The sequence below is a fragment of the Rhizobium sp. A37_96 genome (assembly GCF_053521765.1).
On record NZ_JBNWDS010000003.1, the window covers coordinates 409,481 to 429,257 of the forward strand.

General features: G+C 61.8%; 12 protein-coding genes. 8 read left to right on the top strand and 4 right to left on the bottom strand.

Features of this window, described 5'->3' with window-relative positions:
• The first annotated feature begins 4 nt into the window (after nucleotides 1-4).
• Nucleotides 5-1,747, top strand: coding sequence for a glycerol-3-phosphate dehydrogenase/oxidase (locus ACQZ6J_RS13660; RefSeq protein ID WP_449084445.1), 1,743 nt, complete (start codon nucleotides 5-7; stop codon nucleotides 1,745-1,747).
• A gap of 9 nt (nucleotides 1,748-1,756) precedes the next feature.
• Here ACQZ6J_RS13660 and fba read toward each other — a convergent pair whose 3' ends face one another.
• Complete coding sequence (gene fba, locus ACQZ6J_RS13665; protein WP_449084446.1) at nucleotides 1,757-2,821, bottom strand: class II fructose-bisphosphate aldolase; 1,065 nt, start codon at nucleotides 2,819-2,821, stop codon at nucleotides 1,757-1,759.
• Nucleotides 2,822-3,282: 461 nt separating this feature from the next.
• Between fba and ACQZ6J_RS13670 the strand changes: the two genes are divergently transcribed.
• Together ACQZ6J_RS13670 and ACQZ6J_RS13675 are read left to right on the top strand one after the other, a co-directional pair.
• Nucleotides 3,283-4,419 (top strand): mannitol dehydrogenase family protein, encoded by a 1,137-nt coding sequence (locus tag ACQZ6J_RS13670; RefSeq protein WP_449084447.1) that lies wholly within the window; start codon nucleotides 3,283-3,285, stop codon nucleotides 4,417-4,419.
• Nucleotides 4,420-4,571: 152 nt separating this feature from the next.
• A complete protein-coding gene (locus ACQZ6J_RS13675; protein ID WP_449084448.1) occupies nucleotides 4,572-5,582 on the top strand; it encodes a zinc-binding alcohol dehydrogenase family protein in 1,011 nt (336 codons plus the stop codon).
• Nucleotides 5,583-5,654: 72 nt separating this feature from the next.
• Here the strand turns inward: ACQZ6J_RS13675 and ACQZ6J_RS13680 are convergent, their stop codons facing one another.
• Together ACQZ6J_RS13680 and ACQZ6J_RS13685 are read right to left on the bottom strand one after the other, a co-directional pair.
• Nucleotides 5,655-6,668: a lysophospholipid acyltransferase family protein gene (locus tag ACQZ6J_RS13680; RefSeq protein WP_449084449.1), complete on the bottom strand. Its 1,014-nt coding sequence runs from the start codon at nucleotides 6,666-6,668 to the stop codon at nucleotides 5,655-5,657.
• A complete protein-coding gene (locus ACQZ6J_RS13685) occupies nucleotides 6,665-8,146 on the bottom strand; it encodes a cytochrome P450 (protein WP_449084450.1) in 1,482 nt (493 codons plus the stop codon). Before ACQZ6J_RS13685 ends, ACQZ6J_RS13680 begins: the two co-directional genes overlap by 4 nt.
• Before the next feature lie 364 nt (nucleotides 8,147-8,510).
• On the opposite strand from ACQZ6J_RS13685, the gene bcsN reads away from it, so the two are divergent.
• Genes bcsN through ACQZ6J_RS13710 form a run of 5 tightly spaced genes read left to right on the top strand, consistent with a single transcriptional unit; the run spans nucleotide 8,511 to nucleotide 17,723 of the window.
• Nucleotides 8,511-9,497 carry a cellulose biosynthesis protein BcsN gene (bcsN, locus tag ACQZ6J_RS13690; RefSeq protein WP_449084451.1) on the top strand — a complete coding sequence of 329 codons (987 nt, stop codon included), beginning with the start codon at nucleotides 8,511-8,513 and terminating at the stop codon, nucleotides 9,495-9,497.
• A gap of 57 nt (nucleotides 9,498-9,554) precedes the next feature.
• A complete protein-coding gene (gene bcsA / locus ACQZ6J_RS13695; protein ID WP_163985181.1) occupies nucleotides 9,555-11,744 on the top strand; it encodes a UDP-forming cellulose synthase catalytic subunit in 2,190 nt (729 codons plus the stop codon).
• On the top strand, nucleotides 11,744-14,254 hold the full coding sequence (locus ACQZ6J_RS13700) for a cellulose biosynthesis cyclic di-GMP-binding regulatory protein BcsB (protein WP_449084452.1): 2,511 nt from the start codon (nucleotides 11,744-11,746) through the stop codon (nucleotides 14,252-14,254). Before bcsA ends, ACQZ6J_RS13700 begins: the two co-directional genes overlap by 1 nt.
• Complete coding sequence (locus ACQZ6J_RS13705; protein WP_163985179.1) at nucleotides 14,251-15,300, top strand: glycosyl hydrolase family 8; 1,050 nt, start codon at nucleotides 14,251-14,253, stop codon at nucleotides 15,298-15,300. The genes ACQZ6J_RS13700 and ACQZ6J_RS13705 overlap by 4 nt, the downstream gene beginning before the upstream one ends.
• Complete coding sequence (locus ACQZ6J_RS13710; protein ID WP_449084453.1) at nucleotides 15,291-17,723, top strand: cellulose synthase; 2,433 nt, start codon at nucleotides 15,291-15,293, stop codon at nucleotides 17,721-17,723. The genes ACQZ6J_RS13705 and ACQZ6J_RS13710 overlap by 10 nt, the downstream gene beginning before the upstream one ends.
• Nucleotides 17,724-18,221: 498 nt before the next feature.
• Here ACQZ6J_RS13710 and ACQZ6J_RS13715 read toward each other — a convergent pair whose 3' ends face one another.
• Entirely contained in the window at nucleotides 18,222-19,583 is a 1,362-nt protein-coding gene (locus tag ACQZ6J_RS13715; protein WP_449084454.1) for an NAD-dependent succinate-semialdehyde dehydrogenase, read from the bottom strand.
• Nucleotides 19,584-19,777 lie beyond the last annotated feature (194 nt).

Sequence of the window (19,777 nt, forward strand, 5' to 3'; positions counted from 1 at the left end):
TGTTATGACCGATATGGCCGCCGATCTGAAACAACGCTTTTCGCAACTTCAAGATGGAGATGTCGACGTCGTCATCCTCGGCGCCGGGGTCAACGGTGCCGGACTGTTTCGCGATCTCTCCGTACAAGGCGTCAACTGCCTGATCGTCGACAAATCCGATTTCGGCTCGGGCACGAGTGCCGCGCCATCGCGATTGATCCACGGCGGCCTGAAATATCTGGAAACCGGCGAGTTCCGGCTGGTCGCCCAATCAGCGCTGGAGCGGAACCTGCTGTTGAGGAACGCGCCGCATTGCGTCGAGGCATTGCCCACTTTCGTGCCGATTTTCTCCTGGATGCGCGGCATACCGGCAGCCCTTCGCACGCTTCTCGGATCGACGACCGCTCCCCGCAGCCGCGGCGCGGTGCTCATCAAGATCGGACTTGCGCTCTACGACTTCTTCGGTTCGCGCAACCGCGTCATGCCGCGCCACAGATTCCTGTTGAAAGGCCGCGCGCTCAAGGAAATGCCGCATGTGACGCCGCAGATCGTCGCCGGCGGCATCTATTACGACGCCAAGATCAGCCGGCCGGAGCGGCTCGTCTATGAGCTGGTCAACGATGGGCTGGCAGCCAACAAGGGCGCGCTGGCGGCAAACGTCACCACGCTCGTATCCGCAGCCGATGGCGTGCTTACCTTTCAGCGCGCGGATGGCTATGCCTTCTCGGTCAAGCCGAAGCTGGTGGTGAACGCCGCCGGTCCCTGGATCGATCATGTCAACGCCGCTCTCGGCGCGCCGGCTCATCTGATCGGCGGCACCAAGGGATCGCATATCCTGCTGGACCACCCCGAACTGGTGCGCAGCCTGAACGGCCACATGATCTATTTTGAAGCCGATGATGGCCGCATCTGCCTGGTCTATGGCTATCTGGGCCAGGCGCTGGTCGGCTCGACCGATATTCCCTGCGACGATCCGGACAATGTTCGCTGCGAAGAGCCCGAGATCGATTATTTTCTCGACAGCGTGCGGTCGCTTCTGCCCGGCCTCCGTTTCGATCGCGACCAGGTAACCTACAGCTATAGCGGCATTCGCCCCCTGCCCGCCTCGGATGCATCGTCGCCGGGCCTGATCAGCCGCGATCACTCCGCGCCCGTCTTCGAGCCGCAGGCCGGGCGTCCCTTCCCGATCGTCTCATTGGTCGGCGGCAAATGGACCACGTTCCGAGGCTTCGCCGAGGAAGTGGCCGATACGGTCCTTACACGCCTGCAGCGCGCGCGCAAAACCTCCACCGAGAGGCTCGCCATCGGCGGCGGCCGGGATTTCCCGCTCGATTCCAAGGAGCGCGCAAGCTGGATCCGATCGGTCGCCGCAAAAACCGGCGTGGAGGCAAGCAGAGCGGACGAGCTGTTAAGCCGATACGGCACGACGGCTGCGGCCATCCTTGCGCATCGCTCCAGTTATAGCGACAGCCAGCGCATCAGCGGCGCGCAGCGCCATAGCGCGCTTGAAATCGATTGGATCGCGCGGCAGGAACTGGTCGTGCATCTGTCCGATATCGTCTTCCGTCGGACGACCATGGCGATCGAGGGCCTTTTGACGATCCAGGGCTTGCGCGAAATCGGCGCGATCGCGGCGGCAGCCCTGCAGTGGGACGGGCAGCGACTGGCCAAAGAAATCGACGATGTCGTTGTGTCGCTGTCGAAGTTTCATGGTCAGACATTGACCGAAGAAAGCCTGCGCCGGGCAGCAAGCCCGGCGTCACGCTGATCCCCTGGCTCAGGAAAAAGCAGGGTCGAGCGACCCGGACGTGTAACGCTTGGCCATCTCGGTGACGGTCAGCGGCCGGATGCGCGAGGCGTGCCCGGCCGTGCCGAACTGCTCGAAGCGTTCCTTGCAGAGCTTCGTCAGCGCAGCCATGGCGGGCTTCATATATTTGCGGGGATCGAACTCGCTCGGGTCCTCCTGCAGCACGCGGCGGATCTGGCCCGTCATCGCCATGCGGCCATCCGTGTCGATATTGATCTTGCGCACGCCATTCTTGATGCCACGCTGAATTTCATCGACCGGCACGCCCCAGGTCGGCTTCATCTGCCCGCCATATTTGTTGATGATGTCCTGCAGCTCTTCGGGAACCGAGGAAGAGCCGTGCATGACAAGATGTGTATTGGGCAACTTGCGGTGGATCTCCTCGATCACGTTCATCGCCAGCACCGAGCCGTCCGGCTTGCGCGTGAACTTGTAGGCGCCGTGCGAGGTGCCCATGGCGATCGCCAGCGCATCGACCTTGGTTTCGCGTACGAACTTGACCGCCTCGTCCGGGTTGGTGAGCAACTGGTCATGAGAGAGCTTGCCTTCCGCGCCATGACCGTCCTCGGCCTCGCCCATGCCGGTTTCCAGCGAGCCCAGCACGCCAAGCTCGCCTTCGACGGAAATACCGCCGAGATGAGCCATGTCGGTGACCGTCTTCGTCACGACGACATTATAATCCCAGTCGGCCGGCGTCTTTGCGTCCGCCTTGAGCGAGCCGTCCATCATGACCGACGTGAAGCCGGCCTGGATTGCCGTCATGCAGCTCGACGGGTCGTTGCCATGGTCCAGATGCACGCAGACGGGAATATGCGGATAGATCTCGACGACGGCGTCCATCATGTGCTTCAGCATGATGTCATTGGCATAGGCCCGGGCGCCCCTGGAGGCCTGCATGATCACCGGGGCGCCGACCGCATCGGCCGCCTCCATGATGGCAAGCGCTTGCTCCATGTTGTTGATATTGAAAGCAGGCACGCCATAGCCGTTCTCGGCGGCGTGATCGAGCAGTTGCCTTAAGGTAATACGTGCCATTCAACTCTCTCCGGGGTCGTGATGTGTCTCTGTGATCGCGCGGATGATGCCGTCCGTTTCAAGCGGCGCCATAAAACAGGATGCTTGCCGCCGGTCGCCAGCTTTCCTCAAAAACCTGAGGCCAGATGCAGGCGCATCATCATTGCATTTCATAACAAATAAAAATTACAAAATCACACTTTTTATGACATTTTGTTGTGATATTTATGAAAAGCAGCATGGCGCCTTAAATTATCGCCTCCCCTCAAGAAACACCGGCCGGCCGATCGCGCTTCAATCATGCGACATCCCTGAAAGACACATCGCCGCGTCTGATTATTCGGATAAAAAACATTTGACCTCTGGGCGCTTAACTGTTTTCTATAGATAAAAAACAGATATCGGGAGGAAAGCTGCGTGTCTGCATGTCACATCAACCCAGCAGCCATGCCTACCGGCATCGAAGGCATGAGGAGTTTGGCGTGAGCTCGCGGATCATCCAGTTCGGCACCAGCCGATTTCTGCAGGCACATGCGGCATTCTTCGTGCACGAGGCGCGGCAAGCGGGCCAGGATGTCGGTCCTATCACCGTCGTCCAGGTTTCGGGCGCCAGCAGCCGCAGCGGACGCGTCGGTGCCTTTGCCAATCCGGACGGCTATCCGGTCATCATCCGCGGCATTGCGGACGGGCAGCCCATCGACCGCACCGTGCAGGTCACTAGTGTCGATCGCGGTCTGTCCGCCGTCGAACACTGGGCTGAGCTGTCGACGATCTTTGCCGAAGATGCCGAGTTCGTCATCTCCAACACCGGCGAAACCGGATACAGGACCTGTCCCGAGGAAGACGGCTTTGGCCTGGATGACCGAGTTCCGCGATCATTCCCCGCGAAGCTTGCCGCCCTCCTCGTCAAGCGCTGGCAGGCATCCGGCCGCCCGTTGGTCATCCTTCCCTGCGAATTGATGACGGGTAACGGCCGCATCCTGAAACAGGTGGTCGTCGAATGCGCCAGGCGCAACGCCGAGCCGGCGGGGTTCCATGCCTGGCTCGACGAGCATGTCGCTTTCGCCGAGACGCTGGTCGACCGCATCGTCTCGGAAGCGATCGAGCCGATCGGCGCCGTTGCGGAACCTTATGCGCTATGGGCGATCAAGCGGGCTCCGGGCGTGCGGCCACCCTGCAGCCACCCAAATATCGTGCTGACAGACGATCTCGAGCCTTACGAGCGCCTGAAGCTGCACATTCTCAATCTCGGCCATACCTTCCTTGCCGAAATCTGGCAGCGTGAAGACCGCCCGGCGGACGAAACGGTGCGCGCCATATTGGCCGACAGCGACATTCGAGCAAGGCTGAACGCGCTCTATCAAAGCGAAGTGCTGCCGGGCTTTGCCGCAAATGGCATGGGCGACGAGGCGAGGACCTATGTTACGACCACGCTCGACCGCTTCCTCAATCCATTTCTCAATCATCGCATCGCCGATATCAGTCAGCATCATCGTGAGAAAGTCGGCCGACGCATCCATGCTTTCCTGGACTGGGCGGATAAGGCCGGCGGTGCTTCGCGCGCGCCGGTGCTGAGAGCAATCGCGGCTCGCTATCCCATGATGGAAACTGCGCCATGACCGTCGTTGAACGAGTTTCGAGCCGAGGCTGGAGCAGATGGATTGGCAAGGAGGGGCCGGAACGGCCGATGCTCCTTGCTTCGCGGCGTCGGCCGCACACCTATTTTTAACGCAAACGGCCGGCATCTCCGGCCTTTCGAGAGCGCATCACCATGAGAACACTGATCTGTGACGAACCCGGCCGTCTCTCCCTGATCGAGCGCGATGTCCCGACCCCCGCCGCGGGCGAGGTACTGGTGCGCATCAGACGCATCGGCGTCTGCGGCACTGATTTTCACATCTATCAGGGCAAGCATCCCTTTCTCGAGTATCCGCGCGTCATGGGGCACGAGCTGTCCGGCACGGTCGAGGATGCAAACGGTTCAAGCCGTCTCAAGGCGGGAGAAAACGTCTATATCGTTCCCTATCTTGCCTGCGGCAAATGCGTTGCCTGCCGGCGCGGCGTCACCAATGCCTGCCAAAGCCTTTCCGTACTCGGCGTGCATCGCGACGGCGGCATGACGGAGTTCGTCTGCCTGCCGGAACAAAACGTCATTTCGGCCGGCAAGGCTTCGCTGGAAGAAGCCGCGATGATCGAATTCCTGGCGATCGGCGCACACGGCGTCAAGCGCGGCGGTATTGCCGCCACAGATCGCGTCCTTGTCGTCGGCTCCGGCCCGATCGGCATGTCCGCCGTCATCTTCGCCAAGGCGCGCGGCGCAGACGTCACCGTGATGGATATGCGCGAGGACAGATTGGAATTCACGGTCGCCTCGCTCGGCGCCGACCGGACGATGCTCGCCAACGACGACGCTGAGGCCCATGCGAAGCACCTGACCGGCGGCGATTTCTTCGACGTCGTCATCGACGCAACCGGCAACGCCAAAGCGATGCAACGCAGTTTCGGCTTCGTCGCCCATGGCGGCCGTTACGTTCTCGTCGGTGTGGTGCGCGACGACATCACCTTCTCCGATCCGGAGTTCCACAAGCGCGAAACGACCCTCTTCGCCAGCCGCAACGCTCAGCCGGACGATTTTGCGGAGGTCGTGAGGCAGATGGAAAATGGCCGGGTGCCGACGGCAGCATTGAATACCCATCGCGGTCCGCTTCAGGAGGGGCCAGCACTTTTCAAGGAATGGCTGAAGCCGGAAGCTGGGGTCATCAAGGCTATTCTGGAGATCTGAGCCAAGCCTGTCCTGAATAGCGTAGTGCATGCCGTGATGCCTTCATCCGACAAGATGAAGGCATCATGTTGATCACGCGCGACCGACATTCGGCATCCGATTGTCGATAAAATACCATTGTTCCGGATAGTTACGCACCATTGGTTCGATTACTGCATTCAGCAACTGCACGTCCTCGATCAGCTGCTCTCGAACCTCGTCCTTCGCAGGCAGCCTGAATGGCTCGACGCCGTGGAGCGCAAAACTCGCTTGCGCCTCCCGAACAATATAAAGCGGATATATCAGCGCATTCGTCTTCCGCGCCATGCGCGCGATGAGCGCGTAGTTGCCTTCAAGATGCGGCGGCCGGCCGAAGAAGGGCGCTCGGATGTGGCCGTTGAAGCCCTCGTCGCAGAACATCAGCAGGTTGCCGCCATCTTCGAGGATCCGCAGAGCGGGGCGCACGAAGCTGCGCCCCGGTTTCAGGATGCCAAGGCCAGCCCCCTTGCGCAAGCGGTTGACGATATAGTGGCGCGAGCGGCGTTTCGGCGGGTCGTAGTTCATGGTGACGGCGAGCCCCATGTCGAGAAGGCAATGCCAGAGCACCTCCCAGTTGCTGACATGCGGCGCGATGAAGATGACCGGGCCTTCGGAACAGCGCTCGACCAATTCCCCAAGGCCGATCTTGCGCACATGGCGGCGCGCCAATCTGGGCACCACGGAATATTCCGCCATCTGCCGGCCCTGGGAATCGGCATAGGCATCCAGCAGCCTCTCAAGCTCGGCATCTGCGAGTTCCGGCCTTATCATCCTCAGGTTGGCTGCAGCGCGTACGTAAGCTCCTTTATGGAAGCGCGGCGCCAGGAACCGCCCGAGCCAGCCGCCAAGCGCGGAACAGACCCTGGCCGGCAGGAGCATGAAGGCGAAATAGAAGAACAGATCGGCGGCGTTATCGATATTTTCATGGAGCCAATAGCGCAGGAACGCCTTGCGCCGGGCGCCGCCCGCCAGAAAATCGGCGAACGGAGGTGGCCTCGGCGGTTCATAGGTCCAGGCCTTGCGCTTGCCGGCGGCAACCGTCCTGCCGGTCTCGTCCTTCATCGTCATCCCCGGCGCCTGTGGAGCGTCACGGGCATGCCGTCGCGCGGGCGCAACGTCAGGCGACACTGCGGCTGGACCTTGTGCCCTTCCCTGATGCGCACCCGAAAACGCTGGGCAAGGATCGCCAGGCAGAGGATCGCCTCGGTAAGACCGAATTGCAGACCGGGGCATACGCGCGGACCGGCGGCGAAGGGAATGTAACTGTAGGGCGTCGGCCGCGCCGCGCCCAGGAAGCGCTCCGGGTGAAAGCGGTGCGGCTCGGCAAACAGCGTCTCCGTGCGATGCAGGATCCATGGCACGATCATGACGAGCGCTGCCTTGCGCACCTTCACGCCGCCGATTTCGTCGGCCTCGGCCGCCTGCCGCGCCAGAATCGGCACAGGCGGATAAAGGCGCAAGGTCTCCTCGATGACCGCCCGGCACCAGTCAAGAGCCGGAACGTCGTCGATCGACGGAACCCGGTCGCCGCAGACGGCCTCGATTTCCGCATGAATTGCCGCCTCCACCCAGGGCGCACCGGCGAGCAGATACCAGGCCCATGTGAGCGTCGCGGCCGTGGTCTCATGGCCAGCCATGAAGATCGTGGCCGCCTCGTTTCGCAACGCCACGACATCGAGTTTCAGCTCGGGATTGCGCTGCTGCCGGCGGATCAGCAGCTCGACCATCGAACTGTTATCGCCCTTGCCGGCCAGATGCTCTTCGATCACCTGATCGATGATGCGATGGATGCGTTTGACCGACCGGCTCAAGCTCGGCGTCTTGATGATCGGCAACCCCTCGTCGAAGCCGAGAAAATAGCCGAGATTGATGGAATCGACCAACGACTGGTAGCTGGCGAAACCTTCCGTCACGGCGTTGGCGCTTTCCTCGCCGAGATCGTTGCCGAAGACGCTGCGAGAGATGATCTCGGCCGTCAATCCCGCCATCTCGAACAGGGCATTGACCTCGGCGCCCTCGCCGAGGCTTTGCCAGCGATCGGCAAGCTCGCTTGCCGTATCCTGCATGATGGCACCGAAAGCCGGCACGCGGTTTTTGTGCACGATGTCGGAGACCAGTGGCCGGCGCTGCTTCCACGTCTCCTTGTCAGAGATAAACAGCCCGTCTCCCAGCAGATATTCCAGCGCCCGGCGCATCTGCGGCGTCTTGCGCTCGAAATTCTCGTGGCGCTTGGCGACCACATAGCGGACGGCATCCGGCGAATTGACGATGATGAGCTGACGGCCGAGCAGCTTGAATTCCGCCACATGCTCGCGGTAATCCGACCGACGCCAGATGGACAGAAAGTCGCTGCGCGCCTGCAGCATGAGTTTTAGCGGCTGGCCGGGCTTTCCGTTGTAATAGGCGGCATGAGCCGGCTCGAAATATCGTGATGACGGATCGGTGCGTTCGACGATTTCGGTTTTCTGATCAAGCCAGGCCAGCATAACGGTGCAGAACTTTCGCGCCTTGCGGCCGGTGACAATGTGAAGGCGGCCGAGTGTCACGACGCCCGGTCGAACTCACTATATTCATTTCGCAACCGCAGAAAAGCCCCGCTTTGGTGAAGCGGCGACCTTTCTGCGCCCCGAAACACCTGCCTTCGCGTGGGCGCTTTCCGGCATCGGCAGCCCATCCAGCCTCCGGCGCCTGCGGGCCGCCAACCATGTCTCGCTTTTCGCGCCATCAGTGCGACAGGCCGCGTTCGGCATGGTTTCTTGGTCTCTTCCGGCACGCCGACGACCTGAAGTTAACCCTTGGTTAACCATAATCACCTTTATTCGCCATATCGAATACAATGACTTGATTCCCGGAACCGGCGCGCAATTTGCCGATAAATGTGACCACAAACGATTGTCGCGATCCCAAAAGATGCACCCTATAAGAACGATAGCGCTGATTGGCCTTGCTTGCCTCGGAACGGGTTGCACGACAACCGGCCAGGTGCATCAGTCGATCGGCGTGGAAACCGTCTCCAGCGACAAGGCGTTGGCTTTCCCGCCGCCCGGCGGCCCGGCGATCGTCAATATCGTCGAGCGCAAGCATGCCAAGGATGTGGAGCAGACGATTTCGCTGTTCACCTCCTCTTCGGTTCCCGGTCAGAATTTCCTCAAGGTGCAGTTTCTCGGCATAACCGGCTCGAATCCCGGGCTTGGGAGCAGGCCCTTCAACACGATCAGCGAGGGTGCGATTGCCCGTGAAATGGCCGCCGCGGTACCCGGCGTAAGGCTCGCCCGCTCCGCAGTTCTCGTTCAGAACAGCTACGGCCCGTTCGGTTACGCGTCCGGCCAGAGCAGGACGGGCGACACCTGCCTCTATGCATGGCAGCAGGTGAAGGCCGGCTTCGCTCCGTCGCAGGAGCAACGCAATTTCGGCATGGTTCAGGTTCGCATACGGCTCTGCGATGCCCGTGCGACGGAGCGCCAGCTGTTGGGCACCGTCTATGGCTATACGATCGCCGGACACTTTGCCGGTGCCGCGTTGAACCCTTTCGGCGGACCACGCAGCGCCGACGCCGTGCTCGGCAAGCCCGGCGAGATGGTCTATCCCGACGCAACGCCTTATCGCACCGCTCCGATCGACATCGGATACCAGAACCGACCGGCCGCAACCCGGCCGGCAATCATCCGCAGGCCGGCCGTGATACAACCCCAGCCGCAGATTCAGCCTACCCTGCCGCCGATGATCGGCCCGCGTGTACCGCTGCCGGATGGACAGAGCGATTCCTCACAGACGAATGGCGCCGGCGGACCGACATCGATGGTGCCGTCGCCACCACCTGTAAATACAGCGGGCAATATGATCGTGCCTTTACCGGACTGTAACCGAGAAGCTGCCATATCTGGGGTATGCCGCTAAGCGGAACCACCTCGGGGCGCCAGGATGGCGTCTGGCAATACCTTTGAAGGGACATCGATGCAGACCGCACGCAGCATCTTGATATGGGCCGTGATAGCGCTATGCGGCGTCGTGCTGATCACGCTTCCCGTCAACCTTCAAACTCAGCTGATTGCCAGCACCGTGGTCGTCACCATGATGGCGATCATCAAGATCCTCAAGCGCCAGGGCACCTGGCGGCTGGTTGCGCTCGCCTTCGGCACTGCCATCGTCTTGCGCTACGTATATTGGCGGACCACCAACACGTTGCCGCCGGTCAACCAGCTCGAGAACTTCATTCCCGGCCTGCTGCTTTATCTTGCGGAAATGTACAACGTGGCGATGCTGATGCTCAGCCTCTTCATCGTCGCCACTCCTCTGCCGCCGCGCACGACGCGCGCATCCGAGACAACGCATTTCCCGAGGGTCGATGTCTTCGTGCCGTCCTATAACGAGGATACCAATCTTCTTGCCAATACGCTCGCCTCCGCCAAGGCGATGGACTATCCGGCCGACAGGCTCAAGGTCTGGCTGCTTGACGACGGCGGCACCGCGCAGAAGCGCAATTCGACCAAGGTTCTGGAATCGCAGGCCGCCATCGCGCGCCATGACGAACTCAAGCAGCTCTGTGCCGACCTCGACGTCGAATATCTGACCCGCGAGCGCAACGAACATGCCAAGGCCGGCAATCTCAACAACGGATTGCAGCATTCGAGCGGCGAGCTGATCGCGGTCTTCGATGCCGACCATGCGCCTGCGCGCGACTTCCTGCGCGAAACCGTCGGCTATTTCGAGGACGACCCCAAGCTCTTCCTCGTCCAGACGCCGCATTTCTTTATCAATCCGGATCCGCTGGAGCGCAACCTGCGCACCTTCGACAGCATGCCGAGCGAGAACGAGATGTTCTACGGCATCATTCAGCGCGGCCTCGACAAGTGGAACGCGGCCTTCTTCTGCGGCTCTGCGGCCGTGCTCAGCCGCAAGGCGCTGGAATCGCAAAACGGCTTCAGCGGCATCAGCATCACCGAAGACTGCGAAACCGCGCTGGCGCTTCACGGCGCCGGCTGGAACAGCATCTATGTCGACAAGCCGCTGATTGCCGGCCTGCAGCCGGCAACCTTTGCCAGCTTCATTGGCCAGCGCAGCCGCTGGGCCCAGGGCATGATGCAGATCCTGCGCTTCCGATTCCCGCTGTTCAAGCGCGGTCTGACGCTGCCGCAGCGCCTTTGCTACATGTCCTCGACGCTGTTCTGGCTGTTTCCGTTCCCCCGTGTGACCTTCCTGTTCGCGCCGCTCTTCTACCTCTTCTTCGATCTTGAAATCTTCACCGCATCCGGCAGCGAATTCCTTGCCTATACGCTCGCCTACATGCTCGTGAACCTGATGATGCAGAACTATCTCTACGGATCCTTCCGCTGGCCGTGGATTTCCGAGCTCTACGAATATGTCCAGACGGTGCATCTGCTGCCGGCGGTCGTTTCGGTCATGCTCAATCCGCGCAAGCCGACCTTCAAGGTCACGGCCAAGGACGAGTCGATCGCCGTCAGCCGGCTTTCGGAAATCAGCCGTCCGTTCTTCGTTATCTTCGCGGTTCAGATCGTCGCACTGGCGGTCACCATCTACCGCGTCTATGCGGAGCCCTATAAGGCGGATGTCACGCTCGTCGTCGGCGGCTGGAACATCATCAACCTTATCCTTTCCGGCTGCGCGCTGGGCGTTGTTTCGGAGCGCGGGGAGCGCGCCTCTTCAAGACGAGTGAGGGTCGATCGCCGCAGCGATTTCGGGATCGACGGTCGCTGGAATTCGGCGTCGATCGAGGATGTTTCCGTCCATGGCGCCAGGCTGAACGTGTTCAACAAGGATCTCGAGCAGATCAAGGTCGGGTCGGAAGCGACCATACGCTTCCAATCCTATAGCGGCGCCGAGATGGTGACGCTGTCGGTCGTCGTGCGCAACATGGAGCAGATGGGGGATATCACGGCCATCGGCTGCCAGTATATTCCAAAGGGTGCCGCCGATCATCGCCTGATCGCCGACCTTGTCTTTGCCAATTCCGATCAGTGGACGAAATTCCAGCAGGCACGGCGCCGCAATCCCGGCATCATCCGTGGCACCATCTGGTTCCTGAGCCTGTCGCTTTACCAGACCAGCCGTGGCCTGATCTATCTTTTCAGAGGCGTTGGCTCGGAGCGCGCGCAGCAGCGGCAGGATGCGAAGGCGAGAAGCTGATGAACCGCATCCTACCTGCCCTTATCCTTCTCTTCGGCGCCGCCGCCGCACAGGCGCAGACGACGCCTTTCGACATGTCGGGTGAGCGCCCGAAAGGCGAACCGCCGACAGTGCCGCAGATTATCGCTCCGCAAACAACGATGCCGCAGACTGCACCGCCGGTGACGGCGGCACCTCCGGCCATCGCTCCGCAGACCGTTGCACCGCAGGCTGCGGCCCCTCAGGCAACCGCGCCTCTGGCGACAACACCGCCGCCAGTCACGCCACAGGCGGCAACGCCGCAAACGACTGTCACGCAAACCGGTACACCCGCTTCCCCGGTTCAAACGCCCGCACAGGGCGCGCCGGGCGCGACAGCCGCGGCAACCGGGTTGCGTCGCTATGTTGTTCCCTTCGCGAAATTGCGCCTTGAGGGTGAAGCCGATCGCAAGTCCTGGTCGATCTACCTGACCCCCGAGCAGGCGGCGGCACCCGCGAAATTCAGCTTTGCCTATCAGAATGCGGTCGTCGTCGCGCCCGAGGCGTCGCAGCTTACGGTTCTCATCAATGATCGCGTGGTGCACCAGCAGCAGATCGGCTCGTCCGATAACGAATCCAATGTGAGCTTCGATATCCCGCGCGGGCTCTTGCAGCCGGGAGCCAATCTGCTCACCTTCGAGGCGGTACAACGCCACCGCGTCGACTGCGACATTCCTTCGACCTACGAACTGTGGTCCGATCTCGATCCTGCCAAGACCTATCTGAGCTTTGCCGGACGCGAGGCGGAGAAACTGTCGACCACGGACGCAATCCGCGCGATCGGCGTCGACGATGTCGGCAAGACCCGGTTCAACCTTGTCGTGCCGGCGCTTTCCCAGCCCGGAACGACCAAGCCGATCCTGCGGCTCGCGCAGGGGCTGGCACTACTTAGCGGAATGCCGAACGAGACCTTTTCCTTCGGCACGGACCAGCTGCCGCCTGGAGGCCCCGGCAAGATGACCGTCGTGGTCGGCACGCCTGCTGAATTGCAGCCGGTATTTGCCGTTCCCTCTTCCGCCCAGAATGGGGCGTTGGCGACATTTGCCACCGATCCGCGCAGTGGCCAGCAACTGCTGCTCGTCAGCGGCCCCTCCTGGCAGGCGATCTCCTCGGCGATCGATATGGTCGTTTCGCCGACCGACCGCGACCCCGATAGCCGCCGCGATCTCCTGGTGACACAACGCTGGAGTGCGCCGGACGCGCCTTTGATCTATTCCGGCACCAGCCTTTCCTTCGAACAGCTGGGCGTCAAGACGACGGAATTCTCCGGGCGGCATTTCCACACCAGTTTCAACGTCGCCATTCCATCCGATTTCTATGCGAATGCCTATGGTGAAGCCACCATCCTGCTCGACGCTGCCTATGCCGAAGATGTGCGGCCGGGCAGCCATATCGACGTGTATGTCAACGGCAGCATCGCCACGACCAAGCCGATCACCGCGACGGGCGGCGGCATTTTCCGGCAATTGCCGATCCGCATCACCATGCGTCATTTCAAGCCGGGCCTGAATACGGTGACACTTGAGGCCATGCTGATGGCCGACGAGGACACCGCCTGCGCGCCCGCGGCGACATCCAACACGACGCCCCGCTTCGCGCTGTTCGACACCAGCCAGTTCCGCGTCCCCGATTTTGCCAGGGTCGCGCAGCGTCCGAACCTCGCGGCCTTTGCCGGCACCGGCTACCCTTACAATCGCGACGCCGAGCCGACCGCTCTGTTCATCGATCGGGCGGATGCCGACACGCTATCCGCGACCGCGACGCTGCTCGGGCAGATGGCGCTCGTCGCCGGGCACCCGATCACGCTGGAGCCGACCGCTTCGCCAAGCACGGTCGGCACCCGCAACGCCCTGTTCATAGGCTCCGTCTCACAACTGCCGTCGACAATTCTGACGCAGATGAACATCACCGCATCGAGCCAGGTCGCTTGGCGGCCGCCTGCTCCCGGGCAAGGAGGCACGCCGGAAGCGTCCGTGACGATTGCCGATTGGCGCTCGCGCGTCAGCGGCGGGCTTTTGCAGGGACAGATGGAGCGTTTCCAGCAATGGATGCATCGCAATTTCGATATCACGCTGAGCTCGCTGCGTTTCATACCCAGCTCGGAGCAGGTGTTCACACCATCGAACACCAATACCTTCCTGATCGCGCAGGAAGCCAATCCGACCAATGACGCGACCTGGACCGTCGTGACCGCGCCGAGCAGCGGAGACCTGCGCACGGGCGTCGAAGCGATGACGGCGCAGAGCACATGGTCGCAAATCGGTGGCCGCATAACGGTCTATTCCGGCAAGACCGGAAAGATCGATACGGTTCCGGTCAGCCGGTTCACATTCGTCATGTCCCAGCCCTGGTCCCTGACCAATTACCGCCTGATTGCGGCGAACTGGCTTTCCAGCAACATATTGTCCTATGCGCTGCTGTTCGTCGCCGGCTCCTTCCTGCTCGGTATCAGCACCGCAAGCGTTCTCTCCAAGATCGGCAGGCGCGAATGAGTGTCCGGCGCTCCTTTCTTGCGATCTGCAGCGCCGCCATCCTCGCGGTCGCCCAGCCGGCAGCCGCTCAGCATGCGGCGCTCGATCCGCAAGCCTGGACTGACTACAAGACGAAGTTCCTCGATACGAACGGCCGCATCATCGACAACGGCAACGGCGGCATCAGCCACAGCGAAGGTCAAGGCTACGGTCTGTTGCTGGCCTATCTCGCCAACAATCAGGCCGATTTCGAGCAGATCTGGTACTTTACGCGTACCGAGCTTTTGCTGCGTGACGATGGCCTTGCCGTCTGGAAATGGGATCCTGCCGTCACGCCGCATGTGACGGATACGAACAATGCCTCCGACGGCGATCTGCTGATCGCCTATGCGCTGGCACTGGCGGGCTCGGCCTGGAACAAGAAGGATTACCTGCAAGCCGCCGCAAACATGGCAAGAGCAATCCTGTCCCGCGTGGTCGTGAATGCCGCGGGACGGACGCTGCTCATTCCCGGCGTGGACGGCTACAGGGCTCCGGGCCGCAAGGACGGCCCCGTCATCAACCCGTCTTACTGGATCTTCGAGGCTATTCCCGTCATGGCGCTGCTCGCCCCGTCCGATCGCTGGCAGAAGCTGAGCGACGACGGGCTCGCCCTGCTGCGTTCGATGCAGTTCGGCCCGCGCAAACTGCCCGCCGATTGGGTCAGCCTGCGCGCCAAGCCGACACCTGCCGACGGGTTCGACGCAGAATTCGGCTATAATGCCGTCAGAATCCCGCTCTACCTCGCGCGCGCCGGCATTGGCGACAAAGCTCTGCTCGCACGTCTGCAGCAGGGCATGACGGTCGAAGGCGACGAACCGGCGACGATCGACCTGGTAACGGGCAAGCCGAAAGACCTGCTTTCCGACCCCGGTTATAGAATTGTTAACGATGTTGTGGCGTGTGTGGTGAGTGGAACGAAACTGCCCGCATCGGTTCGGCAGTTCGCGCCATCGCTTTATTATCCGGCCACCTTGCAGCTCTTGAGCTTGGCTTTCATCACGGAGAAACATCCGGAGTGTTTATAAAGTCGACCTTGATCATGGCTTTTGTGGCCGTCGCCGTGGCGGGATTTACGCTCGCGACGAAAGATCACGACTCGCCCGAAGACAAGATCAAGCTGGCGAAATCCAGACGCATCGATCCGCAAATCACGCTCGCCGCCGATACAACGCAGGGTGGCATCCTGGGGCAGCCGGTCGATCTGCAAACGCTTGCGGACCATATCCAGGCAACCGCGCCGTCGTCGGTCCTCTCCGATCCGCCGACGACGCAGCCATCATCCGCCGTCGCGTCCGAATCGGTCGCACAGGCGGCGCCCGCGCAGCAGACTGCGCAGCAGCCAACACCGCAACCGGCGACGCCGCAGCCGGCACCGGCCCAAGCCGCCGGCAACGTGCCCAAGGTGGATGAAAGCGCATTGCGCTATTTCGCCAGCCGCGGCGACAAGGCCCGGCTCCAGGCCGAAATTTCGCGGCTGCAGACACTCTATCCGAACTGGACACCCCCTGCCGACCCGCTTGCCATTCCGCAAAACAGCGACAAGCAGCTCGAGGCCATGTGGCAGTTCTATTCGGAGGGCCGCTATGCCGAAGTGCGCAAGGCCATAGCCGATCGCCAGGCGGCCGATGCCGGCTGGCAGGCGCCCACGGATCTTCTGGAGCGTCTCGACATAGCAGAAGCGCGCACGCGTCTCGTCAACGCCTCCGATCTCAAACAATATGCGACGGTTATCGATATCGGCGCCAAAACGCCGAGCCTGCTGACCTGCAGCGATATCGACATCCTGTGGCGGGTGGCGGAAGCCTTCATCCGTACAGATCGCGCAGCACGAGGCCAGGACGCCTACAAGTATATTCTGAAGACCTGCACCAATCCGCAGGAAAGACTTGCGACCGTCCAGAAGGCGTCTGCCCTGCTGCCTTACGAGCCGATGCAGGATCTTTTGGCGCTCGAAAAGCCGGATGGCAATGGCGGTCGGGAGTTCGACAGCATACGGACCGATCTGGCACGCCGTTTCGTCGCCCAGGGCAATGACGATCCGAAGCTGGCGGTCGCGCAGGATTATCTCTCGCAAGTCGAGCGTGTCGCACGCAGCCAGGGTCTGGCGTCGGACGACTCGCTCCTCGGCTGGTACTATCTGCGCCGCGGCAATTACACGGACGCCGAACAGTGGTTCAAAGCCGCGCACGAGAAGGAAGACTCCGCAACGATCTCGCAGGGCCTTGCCCTGGTGCTGATCGCCGACCACAAGCCGCAGGAAGCCGAGGACGCCATGTACAAGTGGCGCAACGAGTCCAAAGACGCCATGGCGACCTATCTTGCCGCGACCGCCAATCTGATGGCCCTGCAACCGCCCGCCAATCTCAGCGAGGATATCCTTGGCCGCATCGCCGCCGAGGTGACGAAGCAGAAATACGTGCCGACGGCGCAGCAATTCGGATGGTTCGCCCGCTCGATGAATCAGCCGCAGGCGGCGGCAAGATGGTTCGAAACGGCTCTGCGCTGGAAGCCCGACGACGAACCTTCCGCCTACGGGCTTGCCATCACGCGCAATCAATTGAACGATCGTCAGGGCGTCGCCGAGGTTCAGCGGCTGTGGGCCGGGCGTTCGCAGCGCATCGCGGTCCTTGGCGAACCTGCGCCGCGCACGCCGGTCTACGCACCCCTGCCATCTCCCAACCAGGCCGCGCAAGCGACACCTCAACTGCTGCCCCAGACGGCACCGCAAATGACGCAGCCGGGTACGCTGCAGAGCGCGCCGCCGATGGTTTCGCAGGTTGCGCCTGAGCCCCAAATAGCCCAGCCCTATGGCAACACACAGATCGCCGCACAGCCGGTTGCTCCCGGTCGCCGCGCCCCTTCGCCGGACTATGCCGCGCCGGAAGCCCGTGCCCGGACAGTGACCCGCTCGGCCCGCCAGCCGGCTGGATGCACCACCACCGCCAATGCGGAGCTGCTGACACCGGGCAATGCACTTGGACGCGGCTGGTGCCTGATGAACCTCAATCGGCCGATGGAAGCCGTGGAAGCCTTCGGCGTCGCGCTGAACAATAGCGATCCCAAGTCGCGGGAAGAGGCAGCCTACGGTCAAAGCCTTGCCTATCTGCGGGCCGGGCTGGCGAACAACGCAGCCGTCGCGGCAACCAAGGCACCGATGAACCATCAGCGCGCGGCCGAACTTCAAGTGGCCATACTGGCCGACCGCGCGCTCTCGGCGTTTTCAAGCAAACGCTATCAAGAGACACTGCTCTACCTCGACCAGCGCGCGCAGCTGCAACAGGAGCGCGTCGATCTCATGGTGCTGCGCGGATACAGCTACCTCAATCTCAAAATGTACGACGATGCCGAGCGCATCTTCACCGCGGTTGCCGCCACCGGCAACCGCGACGGCAGCCGCGGTCTCAGGGACCTGATGCTTGCGACCCACCCCCAGCCAGGGGATTACTGACAGTAGCTACTTGAGATCAAGCGCTTGATGAGAACACTTCGGCAAGAGGCTTCGCTGCTTCGACATTGACGACGAGCGCAAAATCCAAAGGAATCCGGCGGAAACGATTGCCCAATCGCTCGGTGCCCGGTCGCGAGGCGTGGTTACCCGCCTCGCGATGAGGAAATATGACAGGACATTCATCCTGATTTTTTGTAACGAAATCCCAGGTAGGCCCTGGCGCCCTTGGAATTCGGCAAGCGCCTGAACAACCATAAAGCCGCCGCGCAGTTTTGCACGGCGGCTTTATGGTATTTGCATATGGCCGGCGACGTTGCCCTACGGTGCAGGCAAAGGTTCGACGAGTGCTTTTCCAACATCCGCACGGCCCCCTTCACGGCGGGGCATCAGGTCATACGACCGCGCTTGAAAGCAGACTGGCGGGCTCCGCAATCAACGCCGCACCCGAACGGAAGCGCTGCGACGAACTCGAAAAGCCCCGATGACAAGCCAAGAGCCTCAGGCTCCTTTCCATACGAGCTTTGCGTTCGTCAATTCCCGAGCGCCAAGACCTCCGAGCTCGCGGCCGAAGCCCGATCCCTTGACGCCACCGAAAGGCGCGCGGGGATCGGATCGGACGAAATCGTTGATGAACACGGCACCAGCCTCGATCCGCGAAGCGATGCGTTCGGCTCTTTCGGGGTTGCCGCTCCAGACTGTGGCGCCAAGACCATATTCGGTATCGTTGGCAAGATCGATCGCTTCCTCCTCGCTCTTGAAGGTGAAGAGCATTGCGACCGGCCCGAAAAACTCCTCGCGGGCGACCGGAGCATCATGAGGAAGATTGGAAAGCACCGTCGCTTCGTAAAAATTGCCCGGTCCCTCGATCGGCTTGCCGCCGGCCAGCAGCTTGGCGCCGGCCGCGATCGCCTCATCGACCTGACGCTGCACGGTATCGCGAATATCCCTGCGCGCCAGCGGCCCGAGCTTCGTTTCCGACTTCATCGGATCGCCGACCGGGATCTTTTTCACGGCTTCGACGAAAGCCGCGGTAAAACGCTCGGCAATCGACTCCTCGATGAAGAACCGCTTGGCTGCGATACAGCTTTGGGCATTGTTGGAGTAGCGTGAAACGACCGCCATCTGCACGGCCTTGTCGAAATCCGCATCGGCAAAAACGATGAAGGGATCCGAGCCTCCAAGCTCCAGCACGACCTTTTTACCGAGCGCGCCTGCCTGCTCCGCCACGGAGCGCCCAGCCTGCGTGCTGCCCGTTACGGTGACGGCGGCGATGCGCGGATCACGGATGATCTGCGGCGCGCGCCGGCGGTCGATGACAAGATTCGTATAGAGGCCAGCAGGAGCGCCGGCATCCAGGATCAGCTTCTCGATCGCTGCCGCAGACCCCTGCACGCTTTCCGCATGCTTGACGACGACGGTATTGCCGACCAGCGCGGCCGGGATGAAGAAGCGCAGCACCTGCCAGAACGGCAGATTCCAGGGCATGACGCCGAATATCGGGCCGATAGACTGATAGACGATCTTGCTCGGCGTGCCTGGAATGGCTTCGTCTGCGATATAGGCAGGGCCGTCGCCGGCGAAATGACGGGCGCCGAAAGCCGATTTCTTCACTTCGCCCACCGCTTCCGCCAGCGGCTTGCCCATTTCCGATACGATCAGGGCGCCGTATTCTTCCGCGCGACTTTCGAGGAGGTCGGCAAGTCGGATGAGGAAGGCGGAGCGATCCTCGATCGGCGTCTTCGACCAGCTCTTCCAGGTATCATGGGATTGCTGCAGCAGCCGCTCGACCTCGGAATCACTGTGCTCCTCGTAAGTTCCGATGAGTTCACCGGTCGTCGGATTGTAGGATTGAAAGCTCATTTTCGTTCTCCTCCGAACATCGTTCATCACTGACGTTAAAAACCATGGAAACGCGATCGACATCGGCCCCGCGTCCGGTCGCCGTCTCGAAGACGCGTCTCCTTATCTTGCGGCGAGCGATGGGACGTCGATCCATCGGCGTTCTGCCCAGCTCTTCTGCGCCAGCTCGGCCAGCTGCACGCCCTTGGCGCCCT